Origin of the sequence: Primorskyibacter flagellatus (assembly GCF_014638275.1) — a bacterium.
GTDB lineage: Bacteria > Pseudomonadota > Alphaproteobacteria > Rhodobacterales > Rhodobacteraceae > Pseudooceanicola > Pseudooceanicola flagellatus_A.
The window spans coordinates 53865-79369 of the sequence record NZ_BMFJ01000003.1 but is presented as its reverse complement, the minus strand read 5'-3'; the positions used below and the strand labels follow the sequence as shown (position 1 = coordinate 79369).

Here is a 25505-nt window from a genome sequence, read left to right as displayed (position 1 = left end):
CGGAGGCCATCGTGGCAGAGCGTTCTCCCCTCTTCCTGGGCCTCGTCAGACCGCCGAAGCTCCTCGGCCTGCCGATCATGTACGCCATGGTCTGGCTCTTCGGATCGGTGCTGCTCTTCGTCTGGATCCAGCACCTCGCGGTGCTGGTACTGGCCGCAGTGCTCTACCCCGCCCTCTGGAAGGCGGCCGACTGGGACCCTCGGTTCCTCGATGTGATGGTCACGGCATTGCAGGAGACGCCGCCGACGCGGAACCGCGGCGTGCACGGAGGCGACAGCTATGCCCCGTGACGCCGCGTTCGACGAACGCACCCTGATGCCGGACTGGTACGCGCGAGAAAAGCGTCTCGCCCATATGCTGCCCTACGTCAGTCTCGTCGACGACCTGACGGTCCGCACACGGGCCAACGAAATCTTTCAGTGCATCCGGATCGGCGGGGTCAACAGCTACACGACCGATGACGCCTATCTCGACAAGGTCACGGCGCTTTTCGCCCGCATCATCGCCCAGCTCGGCCCGGAGTTCAGCTACTACGTCCACAAGGTCTCCAAGGCGATTACGCCCGACCTGCTGCCGGTCCGGGGCGACACCTTCGCGGCCGCCGTCGACGCGACCTGGCGCCAGAAGCTCGCAACCAGCGGGCTCCGTGACAAGACCTTGACCCTGACCGTGATCCATCGCCCGCCGCCCAAGAGCTTTACCGAGTTCCTGAACGGCAGCGATCCGGAGCGGCTGAAGGAACAGACCCGCAAACGTCTTCGTCGCCTCAAGGACGCGGTCGGGGTGTTTCTCTCGGGGCTCAGCGATCTGAGGCCGCGTCTCCTCTCGGCCGCGTCCGGCGAATTGGTCGGGTTTCTGGGCGCGCTGAATACGGGACGCGAACTGCCGCTCTATCCGGCCAACCGCTTCGGTTTCCTCTCCACCAATGTCGCCAACACCCGCGTGACCTTTCTCGAGGATCACTTCGAGCTCTCTGAGGGCGTCGTCGGCAGGCGCTTCGGCAAATGTTTCACCATTGGGGAATATTCCGAGGCCACCACCTGCACCATGTTCGACATGCTGAACCTGCCCGTCGACATGATCGTCACGCATTCCTTCACGCCCATCAATTCGAACCTTATGGCCGGACGGATCAAGCGGCAGAAGCGGCAGATGCAGGCCTCGCGCGATGCCGCCCTGTCGCTCCTCGAGGCGCTCGACATCGCCCATGACGATCTCGAGGCGAAACGCCAGAGCTTTGGCGAACACCACATGGTCGTCACCGTGTTCTGCGACAGTCTCGACGAGCTGGAGACACTCGGCGCCGAGATCGTCAACGCGGCCGCCACGGAGGGCGTGAAGATGATCGGCGAACGCGTCGCCGCCAAGACCCACTATCTGAGCCAGCATCCGGGCAATCAGCCGAAACGCGTCCGCGCCAGCGCGGTGACCAACCGCAACTTTGCGGACTTCGCCTCACTGCACCGCACCCAGCTTGGCAAGGACAAACATCAGCTCCCCTGGGGCCAGGAGATCACGGTCTTTCCGACGCCCGAGCAAAGCGCCTACCGGTTCTCTTATCACGAGCAAGGCTCGCCCGACAAAGAACCGACCGGCGGCCATACCCTGATCCTCGGACGCCCGGGCTCCGGCAAATCCGTGCTCTCGGCCTTCCTCATGACCCAGGCCCGCCGCGTCGGGGCGCGGATCTTTGTCTTCGACTACCGGCTCGGGATGGAGATGGCGGTGCGGGCCAATGGCGGGCGATACGCCTCGGTGAAAGCCGGTCAGGCCACGGGTCTGAACCCGCTCTGGACCGAGGTGGACCCGCGCGGCACGGCCTGGCTCTCGGACTGGCTGGGCTCGCTCCTGCATCGCGCGGACAAGCCGCTCACGCCCGCCCAGACCAACCGCATCCAGGAGGTGGTCCGCCAGAATGCAACCGCCGCCAGTCCTGAGTTGCGCAACTGGAAGGACTTTGCGTCCCTCTTCGTCTCGACCGACGACAGCGGCGATCTGCACGAGCGGCTCCTCGAATGGACCGAAGAGGGACGCTACGGCTGGATTTTTGGTCAGAGCCTCAAGGACACGTTCTCGCTCGAAGGCGATGTCGTCGGCTTCGACCTGACCGGTATCCTCGACAGCGAGAGCGAGAAGGAGCGGATGGCCGTCCTCAGCTATCTCTTCCGCCGGATCGAGCGCGAGATCGAGGATCGTCGCCCGACGATCATCATCATCGACGAGGCCTGGAAGGCCCTCGACAACGCCTATTTTGCGGAGCGGCTGTCCAACTGGCTGGTGACCGCCCGCAAGCAGAACACTGTCGCCGTCATGATGACGCAATACGCAAGCCAGCTGGAGCGCACGCGCACCGGCAAGACCATCGTCGAGGCCGTCCCGACCCAAATCCTGCTGCCGAATATCCGGGCCCATGCTGCGGATTACGCCATGCTGAACCTTTTCGAGAAGGAGCTCGACGTGCTGCTGAACACCGGCAGCGACAGCCGCCTGGCGCTGATCCGCGATGACACCGGCTCGGTCGTGGTCGATGCCGATCTGTCTGCCCTCGGGCCCTACCTGACCATCCTCGGCGGCATGGAGAAGGGCGAGGCCCTCGTGGGCGCCGACTATCGCGACCGGCCGGAATTCTGGAGGCGTCCATGATCCGTCTTGTCCTGCTGCTCATCGGCCTCGGCACCCTCACGGCCTGCGAACAATACCAGGAACCCCGCGCCAACTGCTTCAGCTTTGCCGCGAGCGCTCCGGGCTCCGATGATTGCTTCTTCACGCCGGTGGTCGGCGCCACTTTGGCGGACTTGCGCCATGAGTAGCCCGGCGCTGATCTTCACCCTCGCCGTTCTGGCCGGGCCGGTCGCCGCGCAAGGCGTCCCGACCAATGACAACGCCCTGACCGCGCGGGACATAGTAGAAACCGCCGACCGGGAGACCGATCTCGCCCTCCAGCGCGACAAGCTGGCCGTCAAGGAATTGATCTCCGAGATCGAAGAGGAACAGCTCGCCGTCCTGCGCAACATCCTCGAGGCGCAGACCAGCTTTGGCGGCCTGGGCCTGTCCGACATGGTCTCGGACCTCGAGACCGGGAGCGGGGACTCAGACCGGTCTGTTGAGGCTGTCTATGGAGACGCCGATGTCGATCCCAATCCCGGCGGCGCGGCGATGTTCGGCGATGCGGCCGAGAACGTTGAACAACTGATCATCCGCGTCGCGCGCGACACCCATGGCCAGCCCGGTGTCGGCCGCGCGGGCCTCTCGGTGGTGCAATGGCGGGCGCTTCTGCAGGCCCTGATCTGGCAGGAGAGCCGGTTTTCCATCGGGGCGCGATCCCCTGTCGGGGCTTTCGGTCTCACCCAGATCATGCCGGGTACCGCCAGCGATCTCGGCATCAACCCCGCCTATTACGACAGCCCCTATCTGCAGGTCGAGGGCGGGGCGCGGTATCTCGCAAGGCAGCTCAACACCTTCGATGGCAATGTCATCAACGCGCTGGCCGCCTACAACGCCGGACCGGGTCGCGTGTTCGAGTATGGTGGCGTGCCGCCGTTCAAGGAGACCCAGCACTACGTCCGGGTCATTCCCGAGCGTTACAACCTCTACCTCTCCCGAATTGGCGGGATCGAGGCGCTCGGCACCATTGATCCGGCGCTCCTCGCGAACTCCAAACTTTCCTTCGCGGGCTTTGGCGCGGCCCAGTACGGCAACGCTTCTACGGTGGCGATCCGCCAGGCCGCCCTGCGCATTCAGGACATCGTTCTGCGGATCCGGGGAACCACCGACGTTCAGGACAGCATGGCGCTCAACACCTATGCCCGCGCCGAACTGGTGCGCCTCGTCGCCGCCCGCATCCGCCTCAAGGCCGTGCGCACCAAGCCACTGACCGCCGCTCAGCTCGCCCAGGCCTCCGCCAGGTTGGCCGAGGCCGCGTTCATGGACTTCACGATCAAGGAGGTACGTTGATGCCGGTAACTTGCTTTCCTTCCCGGTTGCTCCATCGCGCGGCTGTCGTCGGTGCGCTGGTCCTGTCGGGTCCTCCGTACCTGATTGGCACCGGTGCGCAGGCCCAGGGCGTGCCCGTCGTCGACACGCAGAACATCGCGCAGAACATTCAGCAATTGCGGCAGATGATCGAGGACGAACTCCTGCAGAACGAACAACTGACGCAACTTCGCGAACAGCTGACCACTCTCAAGGAACATCTCGCGGAACTGCAGCGCACCTATCAGGCCCTCACCCGTCTCGCCGAACTGCCGGAGATCATCCGCACCCAGATGGAGGAGGAATTGAACGGCCTCCTCGACCAGGAGTTCGGCGACATCATCGCTACGATCGAGGCGATCAAGACCGGGGATTTTTCCCGTCTGACCGGGTCCGGTGCCAGCCAGATCGAGACCCAGATGGACCGGGTGCTGGCCGATCTCGGCTTCGACGAAGACACGCTCTCAGAAATGGCCCGCAGCGGCAATCCCGGGGCCGAACGCGTCGCGACCCAGGCCACCACCGGCGCCCTCGTCTCCGCCGCCGCGCAGAACAGCTACGACGATGCGGGCCAGTCGCTGCAGCGTGTCGAGCGGCTTGTCGGCCTCATCGACGACATGGACGAGCTGAAGGAAAGCGTCGATCTCAACACCCGCGTGACGGCGGAACTTGCCATCGCCCTTGTCGCCATGTGGCAGCTCGAGGCCGTTCAGACTGTAGGCGATGGCACCGGCGGCGTCATCGATGCCGCCACGATCGCCGAGGAGCAGAAGTTCATGGACTTCACCCTCCCCGAGCTCCGGCCCGAGTGAGGATATGCCGTGGTGGACGAAGAGCTGGCGATCATCGAAGAGGAACTGGTCTATGGCGCCCTCCGGCGGGAACGGCTCTGGCAGCGCCTCGGGCTCGTGGGCCTGATCTTCGGCTGTCTCGGCTGCCTGAGCGCCGCCGCCGTCGCCATTCTGGATGTCGATCCGCCGCCCGTCGTCGTGCCCTATGATCCGGCCACCGGGTTTGCGCTCCCGGAAGCCTCCGTCGGCGCCACCTCCGTCACGGAAAACCGCGCCATCATCGAAGCCGAGGTGTTTCGATATGTGACCGACCGCGAGGTCTACAACCAGCTCGACAACGATGTCCGCATCCGGAGCGTCCTCCGACGCTCGGACGGCGCTGCGCAGGCTTCGCTCCGGCGCATCTGGAACTCGGCCAATGCCGACTACCCGCCCACGGTCTACGGTCCGAACGCCCGCCTCGAGGTCGAGATCCTCAGCATCAACCGCATCGGGGCCAACCGCGCGACGGTGCGCCTGCGCAAGCGCCTGACCTCGATCAATGGCGTGCAGGCCGGTCTCTTCACTGCCACCCTCCTTTTTGAATTCCGTCCCGAGACGCGCCGCACCATCGATGAGGTCTGGAACAATCCCTTCGGCTTCACCGTCGTCGAATACGCGATCCGCTCGGACAGGCTGGAGAACTGACATGCGCCACAGCCTCTCCACCCTGCTCTGCCTGCTCCTTTTGACCGCCCCTGCCCTTGCGGAGCAGGTTCCGCGGAGCGGCCCGAACGACAAGCGCGTCCGCATCGCCACCTACCAGGATGGTCAGGTCTTCCGGCTGAACGTCTCGCTCACCCATGTGACAACCGTGGAGTTCGGCGAGGGCGAGAGCATCCGCTCGATCATCGCGGGCGACACCGTGGGCTTCGAGATAGACGGCGTCCCGGGGGGACGCGCCTTCGCCATCAAGCCCCTCGCCCGCGGCGTGAAATCCAATGTCACCGTCTACACCAACCGGCGGAGCTATTATTTCAACGTGGAAGAGGTTTCGAGCCCAACCTTCTACGTCGTCCAGTTCCGTTATCCGGGCGACACCCGCCGCCCCTCAAACGCCATCGCCAAGGCGGCGCCGAACCACAACTACGCCGTCAGCGCACGCAAGGAGTTCACGCCCTCCCGGATCTGGGACGATGGCACCTTCACCTACTTCGCCTTCCGGCGAAACGCGCCCGTCCCGGCCATTTTTCGATATTCCGTCGGGCGGGAGCGCACGGTGAACACCGGCGCCGTTGAGGATGGCGTGATCCGCGTGTCCGGCGTCAACCGGTATTGGGTCCTGCGGCTCGGGGACGACACCGTCTGCGTCTCAGCGATTGTGCCGGAGGGTGGAACGTCATGAGCGACGATCCGAACCCCGATCTGGAAAAGCGCCTCGCCGCGCTGGAACAGGGGACGGCCAGACGCCCCTCACAGGGCAAGAGGCGATCCCCGCTTCTCGCCCTCCTGATGGCCGGCCTGATCCTTGCGGGCGGTCTCGTGCTCTATGTCTTCTCGAGGCCGGAGGTGGAGGTGGCCCTGCCAACCGCGACACCGGACGAGTTCCAGCAGGAAGGCGACGGGTTTGGCGAGATCGAGCCGTTCCGGCCGCCGCCGCCACCGGAGCCCGAGGTCGTGATGGTACCCGAGCCTGCCGAACCCAATGCCGAGCTCCTGAAACAGATCGCCGCGCTGCAGGCCCAGATCGAGGAGCTGCGCTCCGCACCGCCGCCCGAGTCCGGCGAAGACCCGGCGGCAGCGGCAGCCATCGATGCGCTCACCGCGCAGGTTGCGGCCCTCCAGAAGGCCTCGGAGAACGCCCAGGCGGAATTCCAGAAGGAGCTCGCGGCCCGTGACCGCGAGATGCAGCAACTGCGGATGGATCTGGAGCTCGCGCAGCTCGAGGCCAAGAAGCCCGTCCCTGCCCCGTCGGGTCCGTCCGAGGAGGACCTGCGGGCACGGGAAGCGGAGCGCCTGCGTCAGGAGGAAGAGGCGCGGCGGATGGAAGAATTGCGCAGGCGGGCCGAAGAGGAACGCGCCTTTCAGCAGCGACGGGTCGCCTCGCCTGTCATCGCCTTCGGCGGCGCTGGCGCGGACGACTCTCAATCAACCGAACCGGCAAAGCGCACCCTGAACGAGGTCACCGACTTCGTACGAAACGGAGCACTGCCGAGCGAGGTCACGCAGGCCGAGGTCATCGCCAACCCCTCAAACACTGTGGTGCAGGGCACGATGATCCAGGCGGTGATGGAGACCGCGCTCGACAGCTCCCTGCCCGGCCAGACCCGCGCCATCATCTCCGAGGATGTCTACAGCTACGATGGGTCCCGCCTGCTGATCCCGCGCGGCTCTCGACTGATCGGGCGGTACCGCTCCGGCGTCGAGATTGCGCAGCGCCGTGTCACCATCGCCTGGGACCGCATCATCCTGCCGACGCAGCAGACAATCCGGATCAGCGCCTTCGGCGGCGACGAACTCGGACGCTCCGGCGTCACCGGGTTTGTTGATACGCGCTTCGCGCAGCGCTTCGGCTCGGCGGCTCTCATCTCGATCATCTCCGCTGCCCCCAGTGTTGCCGCCGGCGAGGTCAAGAACAAGAACACCGCAAACGTGCTCGAGGATGTGGGCGATGATCTGGCCGACGCGACCGACAGCGTCATCGGCGAGTACCTCTCCATCGGCCCCGTCATCTACATCGACCAGGGCGCCCGCGTCACCGTGATGGTCGACCGTGATCTGGAGATTTTCTGAGATGACGGTCAGCTATCTCCAGGCCTCGCTCGACAAGCTGAAGGACGCCGCCCGCGACGACATCATCGAGATCTGCGTGAACCCCGACGGCTCCTGCTGGGGGGAATTCCAGGGCGATCATTTCATGCGGGCGCTGGACGACCGCCTGACCGTCACCGAACTGCGCGACCTCGGCAACCAGATCGCCTCCAGCGCCAACACGACCATGAGCAAGGACAAACCGATCGTCTCGGTCTCGATCAGCTATCGTGGGCGGCCGATCCGGGCGCAGGTCATCACGCCCCCGGCGGTCATCTCCGGCATGTCGATTTCCCTTCGGTTCTTCTCCAGCCTGCCGCTCGACGAGATCGAGTTGCGCTATCTCTACGGCAAGGAGCGAAAGCTCGAGGAACTTCGCCAGCAGAAGAACCGGACGCTCCGCGAGGTCGTGGCTTCCGGGGTCATCACCGACGCCATCCGCTTCTGCGTCAAGAACAAGCTCAACATGATCGTCTCCGGCGGGACCTCCACGGGCAAGACCGTCGCCGCCCGGAAAATCCTGTCCTACGTCAGCCCGGACGAACGTATCGTCACCATCGAGGAAGCGGCAGAACTGCTGCCGACCCAACCGAACGCAGTGACGCTCATCGCCAACCGCGATGCGGAGTTCCAGTCCGCCGACATCCTCCTCACCGCGACCCTGCGCATGCGCCCCGACCGTATCATCCTCGGCGAAGTTCGCGGCAAAGAAGCGATGACCTTCCTCGAGGCGATCAACACCGGCCATGGCGGGTCCATGACAACGCTCCACGCCGAAACCCCGCAGCTCGCCGTCCAGCGCCTCGCCATTGCCGCCCTCAAGACCGAGATCCCGATGAGCTACCAGGACATGGTCCAGTACGTCGAAAGCTCGATCGACGTGATCATCCAGGCCGGGCGCGAAGAGGGCCAGCGCGGCATCACCGAGTTTTACTTGCCAGGAACAGAGTTGGAGGAAAGGCGGACGTCATGAAACGGTTTGAATATGAGATCATGTTCTTCGAGGTGAAGAAGACAAAGGACTTCGAGAAGATGCGCCGGGCCCTGAATGACCACGGGGCAGATGGATGGGAAGTCTTATCCGCGGAAGCAGGCGATTATGGATACACGACGTTCTTGAAACGAGAACTTGCCCCCAATTCAGCGTCCGAAGCGCCATGATACGTGTTGAGCTTCTATTGGCCACGGCAGTGATCGCAGCCGCCACGAGCAGCATTGCCGAACGCAGTCAGAATCCGACGCGTTTCGACACGCCGGACGTCTGCCCCGACCAACCTCCTGAGCCGGAGTGGATGACGGAGATGGGCCCGCGCGATGCGCACAAGAGGTTGCTCATCCAGCAGATCTACAGGGCTGAGAGCATGCAACGCATCGTGGAGGCCCAGAGCTGTGAATGTGCGACGCGATATCCTGCTTGGGATGCCGCCGAGGCCGAGTACAGGGACCGTTATGCCACTGGGGAATACCGGGACATCGTCGAGGCAACTTCAGAAAGTCGGCGGTTGGCGAACGAGTTCCGGAAGGTTGCCAAGCCGATTTGTGAAGCGGCCGGGAACTGGTAGTTGGAGGCCTGACCATGAGCGTTGTCGCGTACTTCGTTGAAACCGCCCAAAGTTATCTGGATACCGTAGCCGAAACCCAGTTCGGGGCCGTGGCTTCGACGGTCGGGACGCTGCTTGTGCTCGGAGCAACGCTTGTCGTGGTCCTGGTCTGCCTGAACATGATCTACCAGTACCGCGCCATGGATGGTCGCACGGCATTCTGGTTGGCAATCAAGATCGGGCTCATCGGGGTCTTTGCGACCAACTGGGTCGAGTTCAACGCTTTTGCCACCGCGATCTTGAGCGGCATCGACAGCATCGCGGGATCCTTGGTGGCCTCTGTCGGAGGAGGATCGCCTGGTCCTTCCGGGACGTTCGCGGAGGAATTCGACGAACTCATCGCCGCTCTCGGGGATTACCTCAACGCAGCGGGCTCAGAGCTCAATTGGATGGCGGGCGCGTTGCTAGATACTTTGGGCGTGCTGCTTCTTTCGATCCTCGGCGGTCTTGCAGCCTTTATCGTCATTGCCTCCCGGCTCATGATCGCCCTGTTGATCGGGATCGCTCCGGTAATGATCTTCCTGACACTCTTCGATGTCACGAAAGACTATTTTGCGCGCTGGCTGTCCGCGCTCGTCTCTTTCGCGATGTATCCGATCGTTGTCGCCGGAATATTCGCGACCATCACGGGAGTTTCACGTGCTTTGCTCGCTGAACTGGGCGATCCGGAGGGCGCACCGAACATCGGAGCTTTGATCCCCTTCTTCATGATGGTCCTCATGGCCAAGGGCTTTATCATCGCGACGCCCTTCATCGTCAGGTCGGTGTCGGGAAACATCATGATGCCTGCGCTCACCGCAGGTTTTGGGGGCAGCTATTCCTTCGCCCGCGGGTTAGCTGGAAGCCAGCAGGTCTACAACAGGTACGCAATTGGTGGCGCGACAGGAGCCGAGTACGCAGCCTTGCGGGCCCGGCAATTTCTCGGCGTCCAACCACTTCCCGCCCGTCCGAATTCTGCCGGGGGCCCTTCACCACTTCCGGGTAGCGGTGCCACCGGGACCGGGGCGCGGATGTTGGCCCAGTTAGCGCGATTGAGCAGGTTGGGGAAACGGTAGTGATACATTCTTCTCCGAACATGTTTGCGGGTCATGGACCCCACGTGGGAGAACCTAACTGCGGTCCAGAAACTGAATCCCCGATCGGCCCTCATCTTGACATTTGACAGCAAAGATACATATGGATGTCAAATGCCAAAAGGAGGCTCCGATGCCCGAACTCCGACGCATAGACCCGCACATCGCCCCCCCGCAGCCGCAATTCTCTGGCGAAGAGGTGCAGGCCATGCAGCGAGCGTTTATCAAACTCGCGGACCTTTGGGGGCTCTCCGACGAGCAATCCTCTGTGCTCATGGGTGACATCTCTGTACGCACTTTCCGCCGCTGGAGAGCTGGAGAGCTCGGCCGGGCTGGCATCGACACCGCAGCACGCCTTTCAAATCTGATGGGAATCCACAAAGCTCTGCGGTTGCTCTTCAAAGAACCCGCTCGCGGCTATGGCTGGGTAAAGCGCCCGAATGAAGCGTTCGGCGGTATGACCGCCCTTGACGTCATGCTGAACGGTCAGATCACAGACATCATGCGAGTGCGCCGCTATCTGGACGCGATGCGAGGACCTTGGTGACTGTCCAAGAGACCCGGATCACATGGGACCGATACTACCGCTTGATCAACTCAGCCTACCCGCCAATCGACCTGTTCGAGGACATTGCCGATCCTTCGGACTGGCTCCTTCTGGGGTCCGCCGAAAGCAAGACCAACCCGAGGCTGGCCCAGACCATCGGCAATCTTGATCTCGTACCCGCCGACCGCCGCGTAGGCGGTCCGGGCGCGTCATACCTGATGGCACCCTTCGTTCACGTGAGCACAGACCACCGGGGACGGTTCCACGATGGCACGTTTGGCGCATTCTATGCCGCTGACAGCTTTGAGACTGCGTTGTTCGAGACCGTACACCACACTCAGACTTTATGCGCCGCGACGAACGAAGCTCCAGGCTGGATCGCGGACAAGCGCGAATTGATCGGCTCGATCGACGCTGTCCTGACGGATGTCAGGATAGGCTTTGATGAACTTCTCGATCCTGATGATTACGCCAGATCGCAGAGTTTCGCCCGAGAGCAGCGAGTGGGTGGCGCAAACGGGATCGTTTACCCGTCGGTGCGGAACCCGGGAGGAACCTGTGTGGCAACATTCTACCCGGACGTCGCTGGAGTACCCGTTCAGGGGCGGCACCTCACCTATCATTGGGACGGCACAAAGATCGACATGTTCAAAGACCAGTCGGATGGCTCGGTCTACGCGATCACCGCGTAGGTCATAGAGGGCGGGAAGCGGTCATTCGCCGCAGAAGTGTCGAACGACCGCTGCGGGGCCGTTTGCAGTCTGTCCGCTTTTGGTGATGACCTGCTCCCCTGAAAAGTCCGCGGTTTGAGGTTAGCCTGTTCTCCAAACGAGGAGACAGACGATGCGGAAAAGCCGTTTTAGCGAAGAGCAGATCATTGGCATCCTGAAGGAGCACCAAGCCGGGATAGGCGCCAAGGAGCTCTGCCGGAAGCACGGCGTCAGCGATGGCACGTTCTACAAGTGGCGCTCGAAGTATGGCGGCATGGAGGTGTCGGAGGCCAAACGGCTGAAGGCGCTCGAATCCGAGAACGCGAAGCTGAAGAAGATGCTGGCTGAACACATGCTCGACGTGGCCACGCTCAAGGAGATGCTGGGAAAAAACTTCTGAAGCCCGGTGCAAGGCGACGAGCTGTGGACTGGGCCATGACAGAGAAGAGCTACAACCAGCGGCGGGCATGCGCCTTGGCCGGGATCGATCCGCGTGTGTATCGACGGGGAACGACCAGACCTGCCGACGCCGAGTTGCGGCAGAGGCTGAAGGCGCTTTCCAGCGAACGGCGTCGCTTTGGCTATCGGCGACTGCACCTGCTTCTTGGCCGCGAAGGCTGGAAGGTGAACTGGAAGAAGCTCTACCGGATCTACCGAGAAGAAGGCTTAACAGTCCGTAAACGAGGCGGTCGCAAGCGGGCCTTGGGGACTAGGGCGCCGATGGCGATCCCGCAGGGGCCGAACCAGCGCTGGTCCCTGGACTTCGTCTCAGACAGCCTGTCCGATGGTCGCCGCTTCCGGGTGCTATGCGTCATCGACGACTTCAGCCGGGAATGTCTGGCCGCGGTCGTGGACACCTCACTGTCAGGGCAGCGCGTCGGCCGTGAGCTCGACAGCATCGCTCGGGTGCGCGGCTATCCATGCGTGGTGGTCAGCGACAACGGGACGGAGTTGACTTCGAACGCCATCCTCAAATGGCAGGAGGAGCGCCGGGTCGAATGGCACTACATCGCTCCGGGAAAACCGATGCAGAACGGCTTCGTCGAGAGCTTCAATGGACGGCTGCGTGACGAATGCCTAAATGAACACCTGTTCGCCAATCTGCGCCATGCCCGCGACATGATCGAGGCATGGCGCGACGACTACAACCACCACCGCCCCCACACGAGCCTCGACGGGCTCACCCCGTGGGAGTATCACCAACGGTCAGTTGAGGACCAAACCCTGAACAGAGCTAACTCATAAGCGCGGACTCTATGGGGAGCAGGTCAGTGATCGTCGATCGAAAGAAGACCTCCTCCAAGTCCCGACGGCATCTGGGGCTCTTTGGCGCTGCTAATCGGCCGGCCACTTTCAGGAACCGATATTATTCGGACGCTTGTCCAGACTACTCATCGTCAAGCTGCTGACGGAAGTCAGTGCCCATGACGAGGCGGCCATATTTCAGGGATGAAGAAGATAGAGGCGGCCGCTGTCACCGCCGCCAAGCTCGGCGAGGTCGGCTGGTTGCCCGCCACATTGTCTTCTGGAAAACCGCCTCACGAAAGCCGCCTACGGGCAGCTTTTTCATTTGTCAGACCGTAAGGTCCGCCAGATACTGCTCGACGATGATGTGGGTCAGTTGCTCCCCGCGAGTGGTCAGTAGCCGAATATTTTCCTCTGACATCGGGGAGAAGTCGGTGGGGTAGTCCTTCACCTGCTCGCGCGTGACGAAATCCGCTGGCGCCCACGGCAACTTGGAATCCTGCTGGCCTAGGTAAACCATGCCGAAGGCGTCGAGGTCACCGACCTCCGCATACTTGTGCAGTCGCTGGTAAACCGCATCCTGCGCCTTGCGGTACACCGCCTCGAACGAACGCACGACCCTCGCCCCCCACCAGTACGGATGCGCGGCCGCGACATCAAACTGCCCCCCACCTGCGTTGAGGCTGATGAGGTGCGTAACCGTCTCGCTGAAGGCATAATCATGCGCCCGCCCCGGTTCGAGAACAGCCACCCCGAGGTTGTCGAAAACCCCGCCGTCCGTGAGCACGACCGTTTGCGCGGAGGCGTCTGCGCCCTTTTCAAACCGGAAACTCTCGACCAGCGGCGGCAAGAGGATAGGGAAGGCCGCGGAAGCGGCAACCGCCTTGGCGACGCTAACCTTGTCGCCCTGAATGTCACCGTACCGCCATCCACCGGACTTGCGCGAGCCAAACCGGAACGCGGTGCCGGTCTTGAGGTCACATGCGTTGATGATGGTGGTAAGCCCTCGGCGCTTAACCTGATCGACGGTCGCGTCACCAAAGAGATGCCTACGGAGCGAACGCTCAAAAGCCGTGGTCAGGCTCGCCCACACAGGGACCTTACGGGCCGTCGCGTAGAGGGCTGCTTCAAGGTTCGCGGTCGGCAGAGATATCGTCGCGCGCAGTATCCGAAGAGCAAGACCCGCAAGCCTTGTCACCATCGACACACCAAAGGTCGCGAGCAGGGTCGCCACGATCTTCAACCCTTCGGTCGAGCAGAAGAGCTCCCGTACGATATGCCCCTTTATACCGTGCCTGAGCAACGACACCATATGCAAGTCGAACGATTCAAAATCCTCGCCGCGATAGGCCCAGCAGGCCGCCAGCACGCTGCCGCCCGACACACTCGAGACGACCTGTATGCGGTCAAGGAGGCCCCGATCATGGAGAGCGCGGAAGCAGCCGAGGTGAAAGGCCATGGCACGCGCGCCGCCGCCGGAGAGCGCGAGTGCGACCAATCGCTTGCGGTCAGTCCTGGGCATAGTCACCCCGCTCGAACAGTCCCGCGGAGAGGATCGGGCGCTTCGACGTGCCACCCAAAATGAGCATCAGGAACGACCTTCCCTGAAACGTATCTTTATCGCTGAGCAACATTTGCATGGCGCCGAGGTCAGTGCGGCTTGGGTTCGGCAACGCCTTTGGATGCGTGTGCCACATGCCTACGAACGTGGTAGAACCTCGCGACCTGTCAATTTTCTCGCGGTGCAGCGCAGCGACCCCCGCCGTGCCGCAGACGAATGCGTCGGGGGAGGCATCACTATCAGGGGGCGGCCCCGACGCCTCGTCAACCCAAACAACCTTCAGGAACTCGTCGACCTGGCCAAACAGCACGCCACCCGTTTCGGTGCGGTCGGCCTGAGTGCGTTCGGAGCGCCTCGTCCACGCAAGCACCGAAGTCATCGCCTCGTGGCTGAAGCGCACTTGGTAGGCGTGGATCGCGTCTCGAAGGACAAAGTAGGGTGCGAACGCAAGCTCGACCTCTGGGCGCCGCCCCTGGTTGCAGGATGCGTCGACGGCAAGGGCGCGGTGCATATCTTGATCAGCGCCGAGCCATCGCGCCGCAACGTTCGTCATTAGGGCGGAAAGCGCGAGCACATCCGCATACGATCCCCGGAAAGTTGGCGACGAACAGCCTGGTTCCGGCTGGAAAATGGCGCGGCGGGAGGGATCCACGGGCCAAAATTCCTCGAGAAATGCGGCACCACCAGTCGTTCTGGGAAGTGCCAGCTTGGTGCGCCGATCTACGTCTTGGGTAGCCCCGACTGACGCTTCTGTGGTGAGGGTGACCAGCCCCCGGTCGGCATTGTGCCCGAGCACCATCGTCACAACTGGAGGGTGGGGAATCGGATGGCGGCGGAAGTGCAGTTCCATCGAAGCGGCCACGGACGCCGAAGCCGTGGCGTCAATAACCACGTCAGCATCGAAAATCTCGGCGCGCTTCACCTCATCAGTGAGCGCCTGAGCCACGTTTGCATGTGCCTCAATTACGTTGATGCCGGGAACGGCCACCTCGACGTTCACCTTCGTCGCGGAAGACTTTGTGTAGGCAATTTGCCGACGATCAAAGCCTTGTCGCACGAGGACGCCTGGCGTGACCACATTGTTATCGTAGAGGCGGAGCTTTGCTACGCCCGCTTTGGCAAGTATCATCGCGACGGCACTGCCGATGGCGCCACACCCCATCAAGGTCACGCTTTTACCGCGCCAGTAGGCCGCAGGCGAAACACTGTCACGTCGTTCGACGATTTCCGGCCTGTCTTCCAGAACCCGGCACCATTCGACCTTGGCCTCGAATGCCCATGCGTAGAACACTTGCTCATCAATCGGATTGTCGTCAGTTCGGGCGATCGCAGCCGCCCTCAATTTGTCCGTCTGCGCTACATCCATACGCCAACAGGCAAGGTGCTGGAGAAGTCGTCCGCCGGAAACGCCACGCATGGCCGCTCCAAGGACGAAAATGGCGCATTTGCCTTCCCCGGTACGCAGCACGCCGATCGTCATCAAGAGGCGTATCATGGTCAATGAGACGCCCCGCTCCATAAGCGCGACGATGAGGTCCCAGACGGTGGTGGGATACTCGAAGGGCATGGTGGTGGGAAGCAGAATCACCGAGGCCAGTCGGATATCGGGAACCTCTTCCGACTTCTCGATCCAGCGACCCAACTCGGCAGCGTGGGACGCCTCCCGCGTGATCTCGACGTAGCCGCTCCAATAGGTCTCCGTGGGTTCAGGTGCGTTTTGGGTGGGAACGACACGAAAGTTGGCAACCGGGTAGGCCACCGGCGGATGGAGCGGCATCCCGACCGGGTCAAGTTCGCCGGCCGCACCGGCCCTTAACCACTCTCCGAGCCGCTGCATGAAGCCAAACATCCCCCTAGTGGCCTGCCACTCCACATCGGGCGCTTGATGTACGCAAATGGAGCTACCCCATTGCACATGGGAGAATGCGCCATACCTGTCGTGGGTAAAGTTGACCGTCGGCCGTTCCAGCGGGAAGTCCCAAGGCACGGAGATCCGCAGACGCTCCCTTGCCTTTAGGGGAATGCCACCTTCTCTTCTTTCGAACGGCTTGCAGTTCACGGACACGACGACCGTCATGCCCTCGTTTTCTCCCGCCGGGTCAATGACCTCAAGTAGTTCAAACGCCTCGGGCGATACGGCTGTAATTTCGCCGAGTTGGGCAACAGCCCAAGTTTGCCCCTCCGACTTCATACCCTGCCGAAGCCAACCTTCGTCGCAGGTGGACTGTCGGTACCTTCAGCCGCCGCAATCGCCGCCATCAGCGTACTCTCGGCCATGTCTGACATCTCGTAGTCTTCGCCGTCGGCGACAATTCCAAGAGCGGTAGAGGAAAAGATGATCGGCCGGACGTTTTCCGGCGTGCTCACCTCGCCCGTGCAGACGAACTGGGTGTTGACGATCTCTTCGTAGCGGTTGCGGGCCACCCGGTGCGGGGGATTGTCACCGGATTCGTTGCGGCCCTTAAACTCGTTGGAGCTTGAGACGATGTAGCCTGGTTCAAGCTGGCAGGCTGCAAACTCGTCCATCACGTCCTGACGCAATGACCCATCCTCGTACATCACCTTCTTCGAGCAGTGGTGCGGAGCAAGGAGGACATTCCACTGCAGCTTGTCCTCGTTGCCATGGCTATGGGTCTCGTCGAAGACCTGCATCACCGTGGGGTAAGAGAGGTCGCCTAGGAACAGGCCACGCAAGGGCGTACTACCGCCGATGGTAATCTGCATGGCAAGGCTGGTTTCATTGCGCGCGTCGGCCATGCCTTCCTTGAATGGCGCATGGATGAAGGCCTCAAACCGGTTTGACACGTCATTGCCATCCAGGGTGAAAATCGAATTGCCCGGCCGTGTATAGAAATCTTCCTCGGGGAAACCGTAGTAGCGTTCGCCTTCCTGAAACAATTCGCTGTACCCGATGATCCGCACGCGGTCGCCGCTGCCCGGATCGCCGCCCACTTCGATGCTGCGTTCGGCGCGGCGGTGAGCCTCGGTGCGGAAGGCACGGGCGTCGGCTGAAAGCTCATACGTGTCTTCATATTCGCGGAAAACGCGCGGAGTGTGCCAGAGTTCGCCGATGTCAACGCGTTCGAGCAATTCGGCAAAGCCCCGGCAGTGGTCGAGGTCGGGATGGGTCAGAGCGAAGCAGGAAAGATAAGGTCGGCCATTCACGACCGGCAGCTTCGAGACCAGCTCATCCACGATCGGGATATGCTCATTACCCTCCTCGTCCGCCATTTGCTTGTCGTTGAGGTCAACCTGCATGACCTCGTTCTCGCTAATGACTATAGTCGTTGTATCCCCCGTGCCGACCGGCCAGAAGATGAACGATGGACCGCTCACGCTTGCGAACATTCATTTCCCCAAGATTGGTTCCACACCTCGGCAAAAAACCGCTGATTAACCAAATTTAAGGCGCGGAAGGGCGTGTGCAAGAGGGGGGAAGCAATTTGCTGCGGCTGCGGTTCGGACATGCTAAAACCCCTCCGAAAGCGCGGCATCAGGGTGGTCCAGCTTTGCTAGTAGAGCAATGGCACTGCACAAAATCCACGAAGTAATTCACTGTCGTGAAGATTTGGGATCTGGTGCATAGCTCGATGGCCGCTTTCGGGGAGCCGAACTAATTGCATCGAACGACCGATATGGGGCGCGAAGCGGACATTGTCCACGCTGACGGCGAGCGACGGCTTTGGGCCGCACTTACCAATTCACGCGCCCTAACGAACTCCAACCTTCACACCCGTCCTTCGGTCCAATTCCTCCATCCCCGCAGCGATGTCCCCTTCCAGCTTGTTGAGATCATCCAAGGCCCCTTCGACCTCAGCAACGTCTCGCTTGGTCGGGTTCTCGACCATCAACTCAGCGCTCCCCGTCAGATCCATCTCAAGCTGCCGCCCATCCGCCGCCAGGATTTCGGCCCGCTTCTTGGTCTCAGTTGCCGATCGAACATGGTCAGCCTCTAATTTCAATTCGCCCTGCGAGGGGTTCACAACGGCTTCACGATCCGCTGTACCCCTGGCCGGCGGTGCCATCGGCATCGCCTGCACACTCAACGGCACGTTCGCCGATGGTTGTGGGACTGGCCCCTTCGGGAACGGCATCTCCCCGTCCTGCGCCGCGTGGATTTCCTTGAAGAAGGGGTCCTCATAGTAGACGACCCGCTTCGCCCGGATCGGCATCTGGGCATCGACCACGACGACGATCTCATCAAGCGGCAACCGTCGCGCCTCGTCCTCGGGCAAGAGTGAGGTCTCTTCTGTCCGCGTCGACTGGCTTCGGCCCTCGAAGGGGTTCTTGCCGATGGAGCGGGAGCGCGTAACCACGGTCTTCGTGGTCTTGCCGACAGCCTTGCTCAGCTCTTCGATGGTCTTCTCGTCCGAGGGGGTGAGGTAGAGTTTGACGCCGGCGTTACCCTGAAGCGCGCGACGGGTGTTCTCGCCGTAAATCTCGTCGATCGCCGGGATGGTCTGCGTGACCACGGCCAGGTGGCCACGATAGTGCCGAAGCACTTCGATGCTTTCCGCCACGATCGGCATCTTTCCGAGCCGGTTGAACTCGTCGAGCATGATCATGACCGGCCAAGGTTCGTCCGGTCCCGGCTCCTTGTCCTGTAACGCAGAGAGCAGGTCCGAGAAGAACAGCCGGATCAGCGGCGCGAGCGGTTTGACCATCAGAGGCTGGACAACGAGGTAGACGCTGAACGGGGTCTGCCGGATCGTCCGGAAATCAAAATCGGAGACCGAGGTCGCCTCGTCGATCGCCGGGTTCTGCCACTGATCGAGACCGGAGGTCATCAGGAGCGAGACATAGGAGGTCAGCGTGTCGTTGTTCGTCGAGGCGAGCCGGATGAAGATCAGCTTGGCCGCCCGGTTGTCGACCTCATGCGCCCGGGCCAGATATTCTTTCTGCTTGTTGCCGCCTGAGGCGGAGATCCGATAGATCTCGCCAAGCGTGGGACGGCGACGCTGGAAGGCCAGCAACCCTGCCGCGACGAAGAGATCGATGCCGCCTTTCAGGAGGCCTTGGACCCGGTCGTTGTCGTTCTGCAGGAAGAGCGTCGCCAGGAGCTGCAACTCCATCTGCTGGCGGGCGGGGTTTCTGAGGCCATAGATGCGCAGGAGCGGATTATAGCGATGCGTCCGCTGGCCCTCCCAGTCGGTCGGTGCGAAGCGGTAAACACGATCGCCCTGCGCCGCGCGATGCCGGGAGGTCGCCTCGTAGCATTCGCCCTTCACGTCGAGCACCACCGCCGAGCCTTGCCAGGTCAGCAGGTTCGGGATCACGAACCCCGTGGTCTTGCCGCGCCCGGTCGGGGCGACAATCAGTGCATGCGGGAACACCGTCGAGGAGAGAAACGGTGCCCGCGATCCGGGCTTGCCCAATTTGCCGATGATGAAGCCCGTGCCGGGGGCGCCGAAGAACCCGTTGCGCTTCATCTCGCGGCGGGTCTGCCAGTGGGTCATGCCGAACCGGGTGAGAGCGGATCCGGATATCGCCAGGCTCATCAGGAGACCCGCCACCCCTGCCCCGCCCATGATGAGGTTGATCAGGCGGAAGTCCTCGGGGCGGTACGCCCGGATCGAGAGGTAGTTCCGCGCGATGTAGGAAAAATCGATCTCGGCCTGGAAGCCGACATCGCGGAACGTCAGGACGGCCGAGGCGATCACGTAGCCCATGGCCACCGCCACGAGCGTGACCGACAGGACCCCGAAGGCGAGCTTGGCGGGTGCGAGCGGTCCCATCAGTGGGTCTCCCCACGTTCGGTCTCGCCGTCAGTCAGATCGGCCCGGTCCCGCTCGTACTCCCGATCGGCGATCTCCTCGACCACGGCTCGCGTCGCCGCGCTGTTGGCGGTCGCGGCGTCGGATTGCAGGTAGTGCTTTGCCGCGTAGAGCCGGTCGAGCCGATCTTCGATCTGGTCTTTCAGGACGTCGACATCGCCGTCGCGCAACCGGTCGATCTGGGCCTCGTTCAGGTCCCGCTCAATGGCGTCGCGGTACGTCGCCCGATGCTCTGCGGTCTCGAAGGGCGACGACCAATCCGCCGCGCGTTCATGATTGATGACGCGGCGGACCTCATCAGACTCGACGCGCTCGCGGGTTGCGGCCGGGGCATACTCCCGCAGGAGTGTGCCGAGCCCCTCCCGATCAGACCGGATCCGTTCGTAGTCCATTTCGGTGACGGTCCTGTCGCCGTCGCTCCCCGACAGAAGCGCGGTCTCGCGGGCTGACATCCTCTCCCAATAGTCCCGGTTGACGTCCCGGGTCATGCGATCACCATGCTGCTCGATCGTCTCCCGGATCAGGACCTCAGCCCGTTGCGCCGCGACCGGATCCAGCCGACCGGCCTTGAGATCGTCATTCAGGTCCTGAACCGCCGAACTCAGGTGGACGCCACTCCCGTCCTGCAGGCGATCATTTTCCAGAAGATCACGCTCGACCACGACACGTTCGAACCGCGTGAACTCGCTCGGTGCCCGGTCGAACTGATCGGCCACGCCGCGCGTGATCTCGGTGACGGTCGAGTGACTGTCCCGTTCTGCCGCGCGCCGCACCTCGTTGATCGCCTCAGTATCCCGCGCCTCCGCAACAGCGGTATAGGTCGCGCCAAGCCCGCGGGCGAGATGCGCGGGCATGTCCGGGTACCGGTCCCGGAAACTCTCCGAGACCGCTTCCGCGACTGGCGTCCGGACATCGCGCCCGTCCATGATCCGGTCGACCTCGCGCGCAATGTCAGCGGCCCGGGCGTCATCGGTGATGTGTTCACGGTAGGGCTCGGACCGGTCGATCACGTCGCCCGGTCGCGACAGGATCTCCGGATGCCCGGCCAGCCAGTCGCGCTGCTCGACCTCAATCCGCCGTTCCGCACGGGAGACCACTTCCCGCTCCCGGGTGTCGATCTGACGATCCGTCAGACCCTCGACCCGCATCTCGCGACGGATGGTCCCTTCCATTGCCCGGACCGACTCTGGATCGTAATGGACCCGCTCCGTCACCGTCTCGACCTCCGTCACCCCATCCCGGCGCAGGACCCCGGCCCGCTCCAATGCGGTCCCGAGCTGCACATGCGCCCGGTTAAGCGTCTCGCGGGCCGTCTCCAGATCGGCCCGCCGCTCGAGGTTCAGACCGTCCCGCTCCGCCACCCGGCTCAGATCGTCCGCGATCCATTGCCGCTCGAGCGCGGCGTTCTGCGCGCCCGTCTCCATCCGCGCGACCACCACCGAACTGCTGATGCCGGTGCCGCGCAACGCGGTGTCGACCTGCGCGCGGATCTCCGGGTCGCGCAACCGATCGAGATGGGCCGCATCGATGTTCTGCTCAGAATAGACCCCGCCTTCAGACGGTCGCTCTGTCAGTGTCTGCGATCGGAGACCAAGCGGCTGCATATGCGCGAGCCGCGACTGGATCTCGTTGAGGCTTTTCTCGAGCCGCGGCCGCTCGGCCTCGGGTTTTTCGGCGATCATCCCCTGAATGCGCTCGACCTGTTCGGCATAGCGCGTGCGCAGGTCGTCGAACGTTTGATCCTCGGCCATGTAGACGCCTCCTTCCGATGTGAGTTTGCCGCCCTTCGCCAGAAGCTCCCCGGCCCGGAAGAGGGCATCGGCAATATCCTCACGGGCGTCCTTCGAGGCCTCCGCAGCAAGCGAGCGGTAGACGGTCCGCGTATTGGCGATCTCCTGGAGCGCCCGGTCGAGGTCGGCCCCGACGCGGGCCCGGGGCGCGGCCATGCGACCCTCCGCCTTCGCCGCGTAGACCTCGCGCGTCCGGGGCGGGTAATGCACCTCGCCCCGGTCGATCCGCCGCGTCGCTTCCAGTCGGACCCCGTACTTCTCCGCCTCCTCCACCATGGCGAGGCGGAAGTCGTCGTAGTTGAACCGGTGGTTCCGGCCGAGATAGAAGAACTCGCCCTCCTGCGACCGGCGGTTCAGCACAAGATGGGCGTGCGGATGATCCCGGTCCTCGTGCACCGCGATGATGTAATCGAAGTGCCCCTCATCGTTCTGGAAGAACCGCTCCGCGACATCCGAGGCGATGTCGCGCACATCCACCCCACGAGTGCCGATCGGGAAGGACATCAGCAAGTGCGTGGTCTGCCCGAGCTTGGGTTTGAACCTGCCGTCCCACCTCTTCGCGAAGCGCTCGGTGAGGTCCTTGATCTCGCCCGTCTCAAGCTTCTCCTTCCCGTCCAGAAACCCGCTGCTGTCGACGATGTAACTCGACTTCGTGGTGAGGTATTCGAGCTGGTTCGTCAGCTGCGATTTCGTGTGGGTTCCGCCGCTCCGGATCGCCTTGAAGACCGCCGCGCGATGACCGGCCGCGGCCCGGACGAGTTGTTTCTGTTTCGAGACATGGAGGCCCTGCATGGAGCCTCGGATCCGGCTCCAGCCATCCCGGAAGATCTCGCCCGTGACATCATGAACCGCATCATTCAGCCGCATGAGCAAACTCCCTCAGAACGGCCGCAGCCTCCAGCTGCATCGCGTCCCGGCGGCGGCGCACCAGCAAGTCGATCTCATCCGCCGCGTCCAGGACGAACCGCGCCAGTGCCCGCATCTGCGCCAGCCGCAGGTCCGAGAATTCCGCCCCTGCGCCGCCCCCCGTCCGGTTGGCCTCGGCCATCCGTTTGGCGATCTGCGCGACCCCGTTTCCCACCTCGTTCAGAGAGGTCCGGAGCCGCCCCATTTCGGCCGCCACGCGGGCGTCCGGAACGAAGACACCGCCTGCCCCCTGCATTAACCGACGCAGCCCGTCGGCCCGCGTCTCGATCCCCGCCGCTGACAGCGCCGCGTCAAAGGCCGCCATCTGCTCCGCCGTCACTTTCACGCTGACGGCGACGACTGGAACGGCCGTGTCGCGCCGCCGCTCGGCGTCCGCCTTCACCGTGTACCGCACCGCCCGCGGCGTGACCCCGAAACGCGCAGCCAGCTCGGACGTGGACACGCCCTCAGCCGCCTCCCGGACGATCTCCATCCGCTCCGTCTCGGTCAGTCGCTTCGCTCTGCTCATGCGGAAGAAAGCCCCCCTATTTCCTGCCATCTCCATACGAGGTCGCCTCCACCATACGAAACTATATCAACGTGTCAATGATATATGATCGTATGAACAGTGCGCGGGCGGCCTCGAATTCCGTTTTCCGCCGAGCGGCCCCGGTGAAACCGGGGGCGCTCGGCCGCGGCCCGAAGGGGCGCCAGCCTCCCTCTCCGACAGCGCCACGCCCGCCCATGATCGCGCCCGCGCCCGAGGGTCTGTCCGGACACGGGGCAACCCGTGTTTGGACGGACGCGAGGGGCGGCGCGCCTTCCTTCCGACGGGGCTGACAGACAGGGTCAAGGGAGGCCAGATTTGGGTACCAAATCTCTGCCGCAAAAACCGGGAGGCCCTGGCCGATAGGTTTTTGTGGATGGCCCCCTTGAGGCTGACTGGCCGCCCTGTCGCGGCCTGATCATTCCGGGTGTAGTGCGTCCGTTGAACGCGCAGGGACCGGCATCCCTGGAACAGGGATCGGGCCGCCCCAAGATCATCCTGGGGCGGCCCATCCTCGTCAGAGGATTCAGTCCTGGGGGTCCTTTGCGCTCGGCGGGAACATCACCAGCTCCGAGACCGCGACCGGGAAGTCGAGCTTGAGGCTGAAGAACTCCGAGCCGTCCCCGTTGCGGGTGTTGCGGAACATCGCGCCCACGCGCTGAAAACGGGTGCGCTCCTGGCCATCGGTATCGGTGAACTTGACGGGGACGGTAGCGACGTAGTGGTTGGTCATTTGGGTTACTCCTTGTTGCGATGGGGATCACCCAGCACGGGGGCAGGAGGCCCGGTCGCAAGCGCAAATGCGGAGGGTCCGCGGCTAGCCGTGGAAGCCGTATTTGTGCTTGCCGAAGCATGAGCTGAGGGCACGGACGGGCCGACCCCGTGCGATCCACATCTATGAGCAAAAAGGAGTGATCCGGATGACCCTTGCCATCACGCAGCCGCCACCATCCGCGTCCCGCCGAGCCTGGCCGGGGTGCTGACGGAGCCCGCCCGCGTGGATGCGATATTCCGAAACACTACCCGAGGGACGCGCAAGTCTTCAGCCTCAAGTGCGACGTCTCGACCCCTCGCGTCTTGCCCCGCTGACGATGTGCGAGGTACGCACCATCCCCAGCCCGTACCGATGCGGATGGGCCGCACTCTGACGGACCGGGTAGAGGGATAACGGTGCTGGGCGTCGCAGCCTGTCGATCTTGCGTAACCGACCGCACGCGCCATGAGACATGACGAAAGGGCCGCGCCAAGCGCGACCCCCTCTCTTCAATCCTGCGACGCCTTCTTCACCGGGTCAGCAACCCGCATGACCGTCAGACCTTTCGCTTCCGCCTTCTGGCCGAGGTTCAGCGCGACCCCGTTGCCACCGAAGAGAACAACCCCCGTCGCCGCGAACTTGTCGTCCAGCATTTCGTCGTTGCACTTGAACGGTGCCGCCCGCCCGTGCGCGGACCAGCGCGGATCAAAGCGCGCCTGTGCTATCCCGCGTGCCCGGGCCCACCGAGCCGCAATCATCTCCGCCCCGTGCTTGCCACCCTTGTGGCAGAGGAATATCTCGTGGTTACGGTTCTGCTTGATCCGTTCGCGAACCTTGTCGAGCGTGTTGAAGATCACATCGACATCGGTCCAGTCGGTGGCGCCTGAGACGATCAGGGGCACCCCCTCGACTTTCGACTTCTCGGCGGTTTCGCGGTCGTGCTGCTCCAGGAGCTGCCGCGCCTCGAAGACCGCCCCGGTCTCTTTCGCCCGGACGCTTGCGCGCGACCCGGCTGCCGGGATGTAGGCGTGGCCGGTCTCGATCTCGTAGCATTCCGCCGCTGCCTCGCTCATCACCTCGATGGCGCTGACAATCTCGCGCAGCTGCACAAAGCGCGCCTGCGCCTCTTCGAGAGCGGTCTCGGCGATCTCCGATCCGTCGTGGGATTTTGCCAGCGCGCCGATCTTGTCGGCGGTGCGGTCGACCTCCTTGCCGAGTGCCACCTTGCGGCGCTGCAGGATCGTCGCGAGCCCATGGGCCAGCGGTTCGATTTCGGCTTCAAGCCCGGTCCCGCGCAGCTGCCCGAGCAAAGCCTCGAAGCTTTCGCGGATGATGCGGTCGGTCAGGATGTGATCTTCCGGGATCGGCAGCTGCGCGTCCTTCTCGGTCAGTCCGAAAAGTTCGATGGTCTCGTAGGTGTTTGCGGTGTCGTAAGCCATGTTTG

At 63.2% G+C, this 25505-nt stretch carries 23 protein-coding genes; 15 read left to right on the top strand and 8 right to left on the bottom strand.

Translation table 11 applies throughout. The annotated features are described in order from the left end of the window. Positions 1–11 precede the first annotated feature (11 nt). The 15 genes from IEV87_RS19830 (at position 12) to IEV87_RS19760 (ending at position 12729) form a co-directional block, all read left to right on the top strand. Entirely contained in the window at positions 12–290 is a 279-nt protein-coding gene (locus IEV87_RS19830; protein WP_188479566.1) for a type IV secretion system protein VirB3, read from the top strand. Next, positions 280–2643, top strand: a complete 2364-nt coding sequence (locus tag IEV87_RS19825; protein ID WP_188479565.1) for a type IV secretion system protein B4 — start codon at positions 280–282, stop codon at positions 2641–2643. Before IEV87_RS19830 ends, IEV87_RS19825 begins: the two co-directional genes overlap by 11 nt. Continuing rightward, positions 2640–2810 carry a hypothetical protein gene (locus IEV87_RS19820; RefSeq protein ID WP_188479564.1) on the top strand — a complete coding sequence of 57 codons (171 nt, stop codon included), beginning with the start codon at positions 2640–2642 and terminating at the stop codon, positions 2808–2810. The genes IEV87_RS19825 and IEV87_RS19820 overlap by 4 nt, the downstream gene beginning before the upstream one ends. Next, the gene (locus IEV87_RS19815; RefSeq protein ID WP_188479563.1) at positions 2803–3954 is read left to right on the top strand and encodes a lytic transglycosylase domain-containing protein; all 1152 of its coding nucleotides are present in this window, start codon (positions 2803–2805) and stop codon (positions 3952–3954) included. The genes IEV87_RS19820 and IEV87_RS19815 overlap by 8 nt, the downstream gene beginning before the upstream one ends. Further along, positions 3954–4784 (top strand): type IV secretion system protein, encoded by an 831-nt coding sequence (locus tag IEV87_RS19810; protein WP_229737725.1) that lies wholly within the window; start codon positions 3954–3956, stop codon positions 4782–4784. Before IEV87_RS19815 ends, IEV87_RS19810 begins: the two co-directional genes overlap by 1 nt. Positions 4785–4796: 12 nt before the next feature. Next, positions 4797–5450, top strand: coding sequence for a virB8 family protein (locus IEV87_RS19805; RefSeq protein WP_188479609.1), 654 nt, complete (start codon positions 4797–4799; stop codon positions 5448–5450). Position 5451: 1 nt separating this feature from the next. Continuing rightward, positions 5452–6147 (top strand): TrbG/VirB9 family P-type conjugative transfer protein, encoded by a 696-nt coding sequence (locus IEV87_RS19800; protein ID WP_188479562.1) that lies wholly within the window; start codon positions 5452–5454, stop codon positions 6145–6147. Further along, positions 6144–7535 (top strand): TrbI/VirB10 family protein, encoded by a 1392-nt coding sequence (locus IEV87_RS19795; RefSeq protein ID WP_188479561.1) that lies wholly within the window; start codon positions 6144–6146, stop codon positions 7533–7535. Before IEV87_RS19800 ends, IEV87_RS19795 begins: the two co-directional genes overlap by 4 nt. Before the next feature lies 1 nt (position 7536). Beyond that, entirely contained in the window at positions 7537–8526 is a 990-nt protein-coding gene (locus tag IEV87_RS19790; RefSeq protein ID WP_188479560.1) for an ATPase, T2SS/T4P/T4SS family, read from the top strand. Then, the gene (locus IEV87_RS19785) at positions 8523–8714 is read left to right on the top strand and encodes a hypothetical protein (protein WP_188479559.1); all 192 of its coding nucleotides are present in this window, start codon (positions 8523–8525) and stop codon (positions 8712–8714) included. Before IEV87_RS19790 ends, IEV87_RS19785 begins: the two co-directional genes overlap by 4 nt. Then, positions 8711–9115, top strand: a complete 405-nt coding sequence (locus tag IEV87_RS19780) for a hypothetical protein (protein ID WP_188479558.1) — start codon at positions 8711–8713, stop codon at positions 9113–9115. Before IEV87_RS19785 ends, IEV87_RS19780 begins: the two co-directional genes overlap by 4 nt. A gap of 14 nt (positions 9116–9129) precedes the next feature. Further along, complete coding sequence (locus tag IEV87_RS19775) at positions 9130–10209, top strand: type IV secretion system protein (protein WP_188479557.1); 1080 nt, start codon at positions 9130–9132, stop codon at positions 10207–10209. A 151-nt stretch (positions 10210–10360) separates the two neighbouring features. Then, positions 10361–10774: an MbcA/ParS/Xre antitoxin family protein gene (locus tag IEV87_RS19770; protein ID WP_188479556.1), complete on the top strand. Its 414-nt coding sequence runs from the start codon at positions 10361–10363 to the stop codon at positions 10772–10774. Positions 10775–10815: 41 nt separating this feature from the next. Then, the gene (locus tag IEV87_RS19765) at positions 10816–11466 is read left to right on the top strand and encodes an RES family NAD+ phosphorylase (RefSeq protein ID WP_229737723.1); all 651 of its coding nucleotides are present in this window, start codon (positions 10816–10818) and stop codon (positions 11464–11466) included. 151 nt (positions 11467–11617) lie between these two features. Next, a protein-coding gene (locus IEV87_RS19760) for an IS3 family transposase (protein WP_188479554.1) occupies positions 11618–12729 on the top strand; the annotation gives its coding sequence in 2 pieces (ribosomal slippage) (positions 11618–11867 and positions 11867–12729; 1113 coding nt in all). A 328-nt stretch (positions 12730–13057) separates the two neighbouring features. Here IEV87_RS19760 and IEV87_RS19755 read toward each other — a convergent pair. From IEV87_RS19755 to IEV87_RS19720, 8 genes are all read right to left on the bottom strand, one after another. Then, positions 13058–14251 carry a patatin-like phospholipase family protein gene (locus IEV87_RS19755; protein WP_188479553.1) on the bottom strand — a complete coding sequence of 398 codons (1194 nt, stop codon included), beginning with the start codon at positions 14249–14251 and terminating at the stop codon, positions 13058–13060. Further along, positions 14238–16367, bottom strand: a complete 2130-nt coding sequence (locus tag IEV87_RS19750) for a ThiF family adenylyltransferase (protein ID WP_188479552.1) — start codon at positions 16365–16367, stop codon at positions 14238–14240. The genes IEV87_RS19755 and IEV87_RS19750 overlap by 14 nt, the downstream gene beginning before the upstream one ends. Before the next feature lie 110 nt (positions 16368–16477). Beyond that, positions 16478–17638, bottom strand: a complete 1161-nt coding sequence (locus tag IEV87_RS19745) for a hypothetical protein (RefSeq protein ID WP_188479551.1) — start codon at positions 17636–17638, stop codon at positions 16478–16480. A gap of 362 nt (positions 17639–18000) precedes the next feature. Continuing rightward, on the bottom strand, positions 18001–20025 hold the full coding sequence (locus tag IEV87_RS19740; RefSeq protein WP_188479550.1) for a type IV secretory system conjugative DNA transfer family protein: 2025 nt from the start codon (positions 20023–20025) through the stop codon (positions 18001–18003). After that, positions 20025–22721 (bottom strand): relaxase/mobilization nuclease domain-containing protein, encoded by a 2697-nt coding sequence (locus tag IEV87_RS19735; RefSeq protein WP_188479549.1) that lies wholly within the window; start codon positions 22719–22721, stop codon positions 20025–20027. The genes IEV87_RS19740 and IEV87_RS19735 overlap by 1 nt, the downstream gene beginning before the upstream one ends. Continuing rightward, entirely contained in the window at positions 22708–23289 is a 582-nt protein-coding gene (locus tag IEV87_RS19730) for a helix-turn-helix domain-containing protein (RefSeq protein ID WP_188479548.1), read from the bottom strand. The genes IEV87_RS19735 and IEV87_RS19730 overlap by 14 nt, the downstream gene beginning before the upstream one ends. 544 nt (positions 23290–23833) lie before the next feature. After that, positions 23834–24040 carry a hypothetical protein gene (locus tag IEV87_RS19725; RefSeq protein WP_007120662.1) on the bottom strand — a complete coding sequence of 69 codons (207 nt, stop codon included), beginning with the start codon at positions 24038–24040 and terminating at the stop codon, positions 23834–23836. A gap of 530 nt (positions 24041–24570) precedes the next feature. Further along, positions 24571–25500 carry a DUF2493 domain-containing protein gene (locus tag IEV87_RS19720; protein ID WP_188479547.1) on the bottom strand — a complete coding sequence of 310 codons (930 nt, stop codon included), beginning with the start codon at positions 25498–25500 and terminating at the stop codon, positions 24571–24573. Between the last annotated feature and the right edge of the window lie 5 nt (positions 25501–25505).

Excerpts from the sequence above, each read along its gene's own strand:
- IEV87_RS19825 (WP_188479565.1), top strand. The coding sequence starts at position 280 with ATGCCCCGTGACGCCGCGTTCGACGAACGCACCCTGATGCCGGACTGG.
- IEV87_RS19820 (WP_188479564.1), top strand. The coding sequence starts at position 2,640 with ATGATCCGTCTTGTCCTGCTGCTCATCGGCCTCGGCACCCTCACGGCC.
- IEV87_RS19815 (WP_188479563.1), top strand. The coding sequence starts at position 2,803 with ATGAGTAGCCCGGCGCTGATCTTCACCCTCGCCGTTCTGGCCGGGCCG.
- IEV87_RS19810 (WP_229737725.1), top strand. The coding sequence starts at position 3,954 with ATGCCGGTAACTTGCTTTCCTTCCCGGTTGCTCCATCGCGCGGCTGTC.
- IEV87_RS19800 (WP_188479562.1), top strand. The coding sequence starts at position 5,452 with ATGCGCCACAGCCTCTCCACCCTGCTCTGCCTGCTCCTTTTGACCGCC.
- IEV87_RS19795 (WP_188479561.1), top strand. The coding sequence starts at position 6,144 with ATGAGCGACGATCCGAACCCCGATCTGGAAAAGCGCCTCGCCGCGCTG.
- IEV87_RS19790 (WP_188479560.1), top strand. The coding sequence starts at position 7,537 with ATGACGGTCAGCTATCTCCAGGCCTCGCTCGACAAGCTGAAGGACGCC.
- IEV87_RS19785 (WP_188479559.1), top strand. The coding sequence starts at position 8,523 with ATGAAACGGTTTGAATATGAGATCATGTTCTTCGAGGTGAAGAAGACA.
- IEV87_RS19780 (WP_188479558.1), top strand. The coding sequence starts at position 8,711 with ATGATACGTGTTGAGCTTCTATTGGCCACGGCAGTGATCGCAGCCGCC.
- IEV87_RS19775 (WP_188479557.1), top strand. The coding sequence starts at position 9,130 with ATGAGCGTTGTCGCGTACTTCGTTGAAACCGCCCAAAGTTATCTGGAT.
- IEV87_RS19770 (WP_188479556.1), top strand. The coding sequence starts at position 10,361 with ATGCCCGAACTCCGACGCATAGACCCGCACATCGCCCCCCCGCAGCCG.
- IEV87_RS19755 (WP_188479553.1), bottom strand. The coding sequence starts at position 14,251 with ATGCCCAGGACTGACCGCAAGCGATTGGTCGCACTCGCGCTCTCCGGC.
- IEV87_RS19750 (WP_188479552.1), bottom strand. The coding sequence starts at position 16,367 with ATGACGGTCGTCGTGTCCGTGAACTGCAAGCCGTTCGAAAGAAGAGAA.
- IEV87_RS19745 (WP_188479551.1), bottom strand. The coding sequence starts at position 17,638 with ATGTTCGCAAGCGTGAGCGGTCCATCGTTCATCTTCTGGCCGGTCGGC.
- IEV87_RS19740 (WP_188479550.1), bottom strand. The coding sequence starts at position 20,025 with ATGGGACCGCTCGCACCCGCCAAGCTCGCCTTCGGGGTCCTGTCGGTC.
- IEV87_RS19735 (WP_188479549.1), bottom strand. The coding sequence starts at position 22,721 with ATGCGGCTGAATGATGCGGTTCATGATGTCACGGGCGAGATCTTCCGG.
- IEV87_RS19730 (WP_188479548.1), bottom strand. The coding sequence starts at position 23,289 with ATGAGCAGAGCGAAGCGACTGACCGAGACGGAGCGGATGGAGATCGTC.
- IEV87_RS19725 (WP_007120662.1), bottom strand. The coding sequence starts at position 24,040 with ATGACCAACCACTACGTCGCTACCGTCCCCGTCAAGTTCACCGATACC.
- IEV87_RS19720 (WP_188479547.1), bottom strand. The coding sequence starts at position 25,500 with ATGGCTTACGACACCGCAAACACCTACGAGACCATCGAACTTTTCGGA.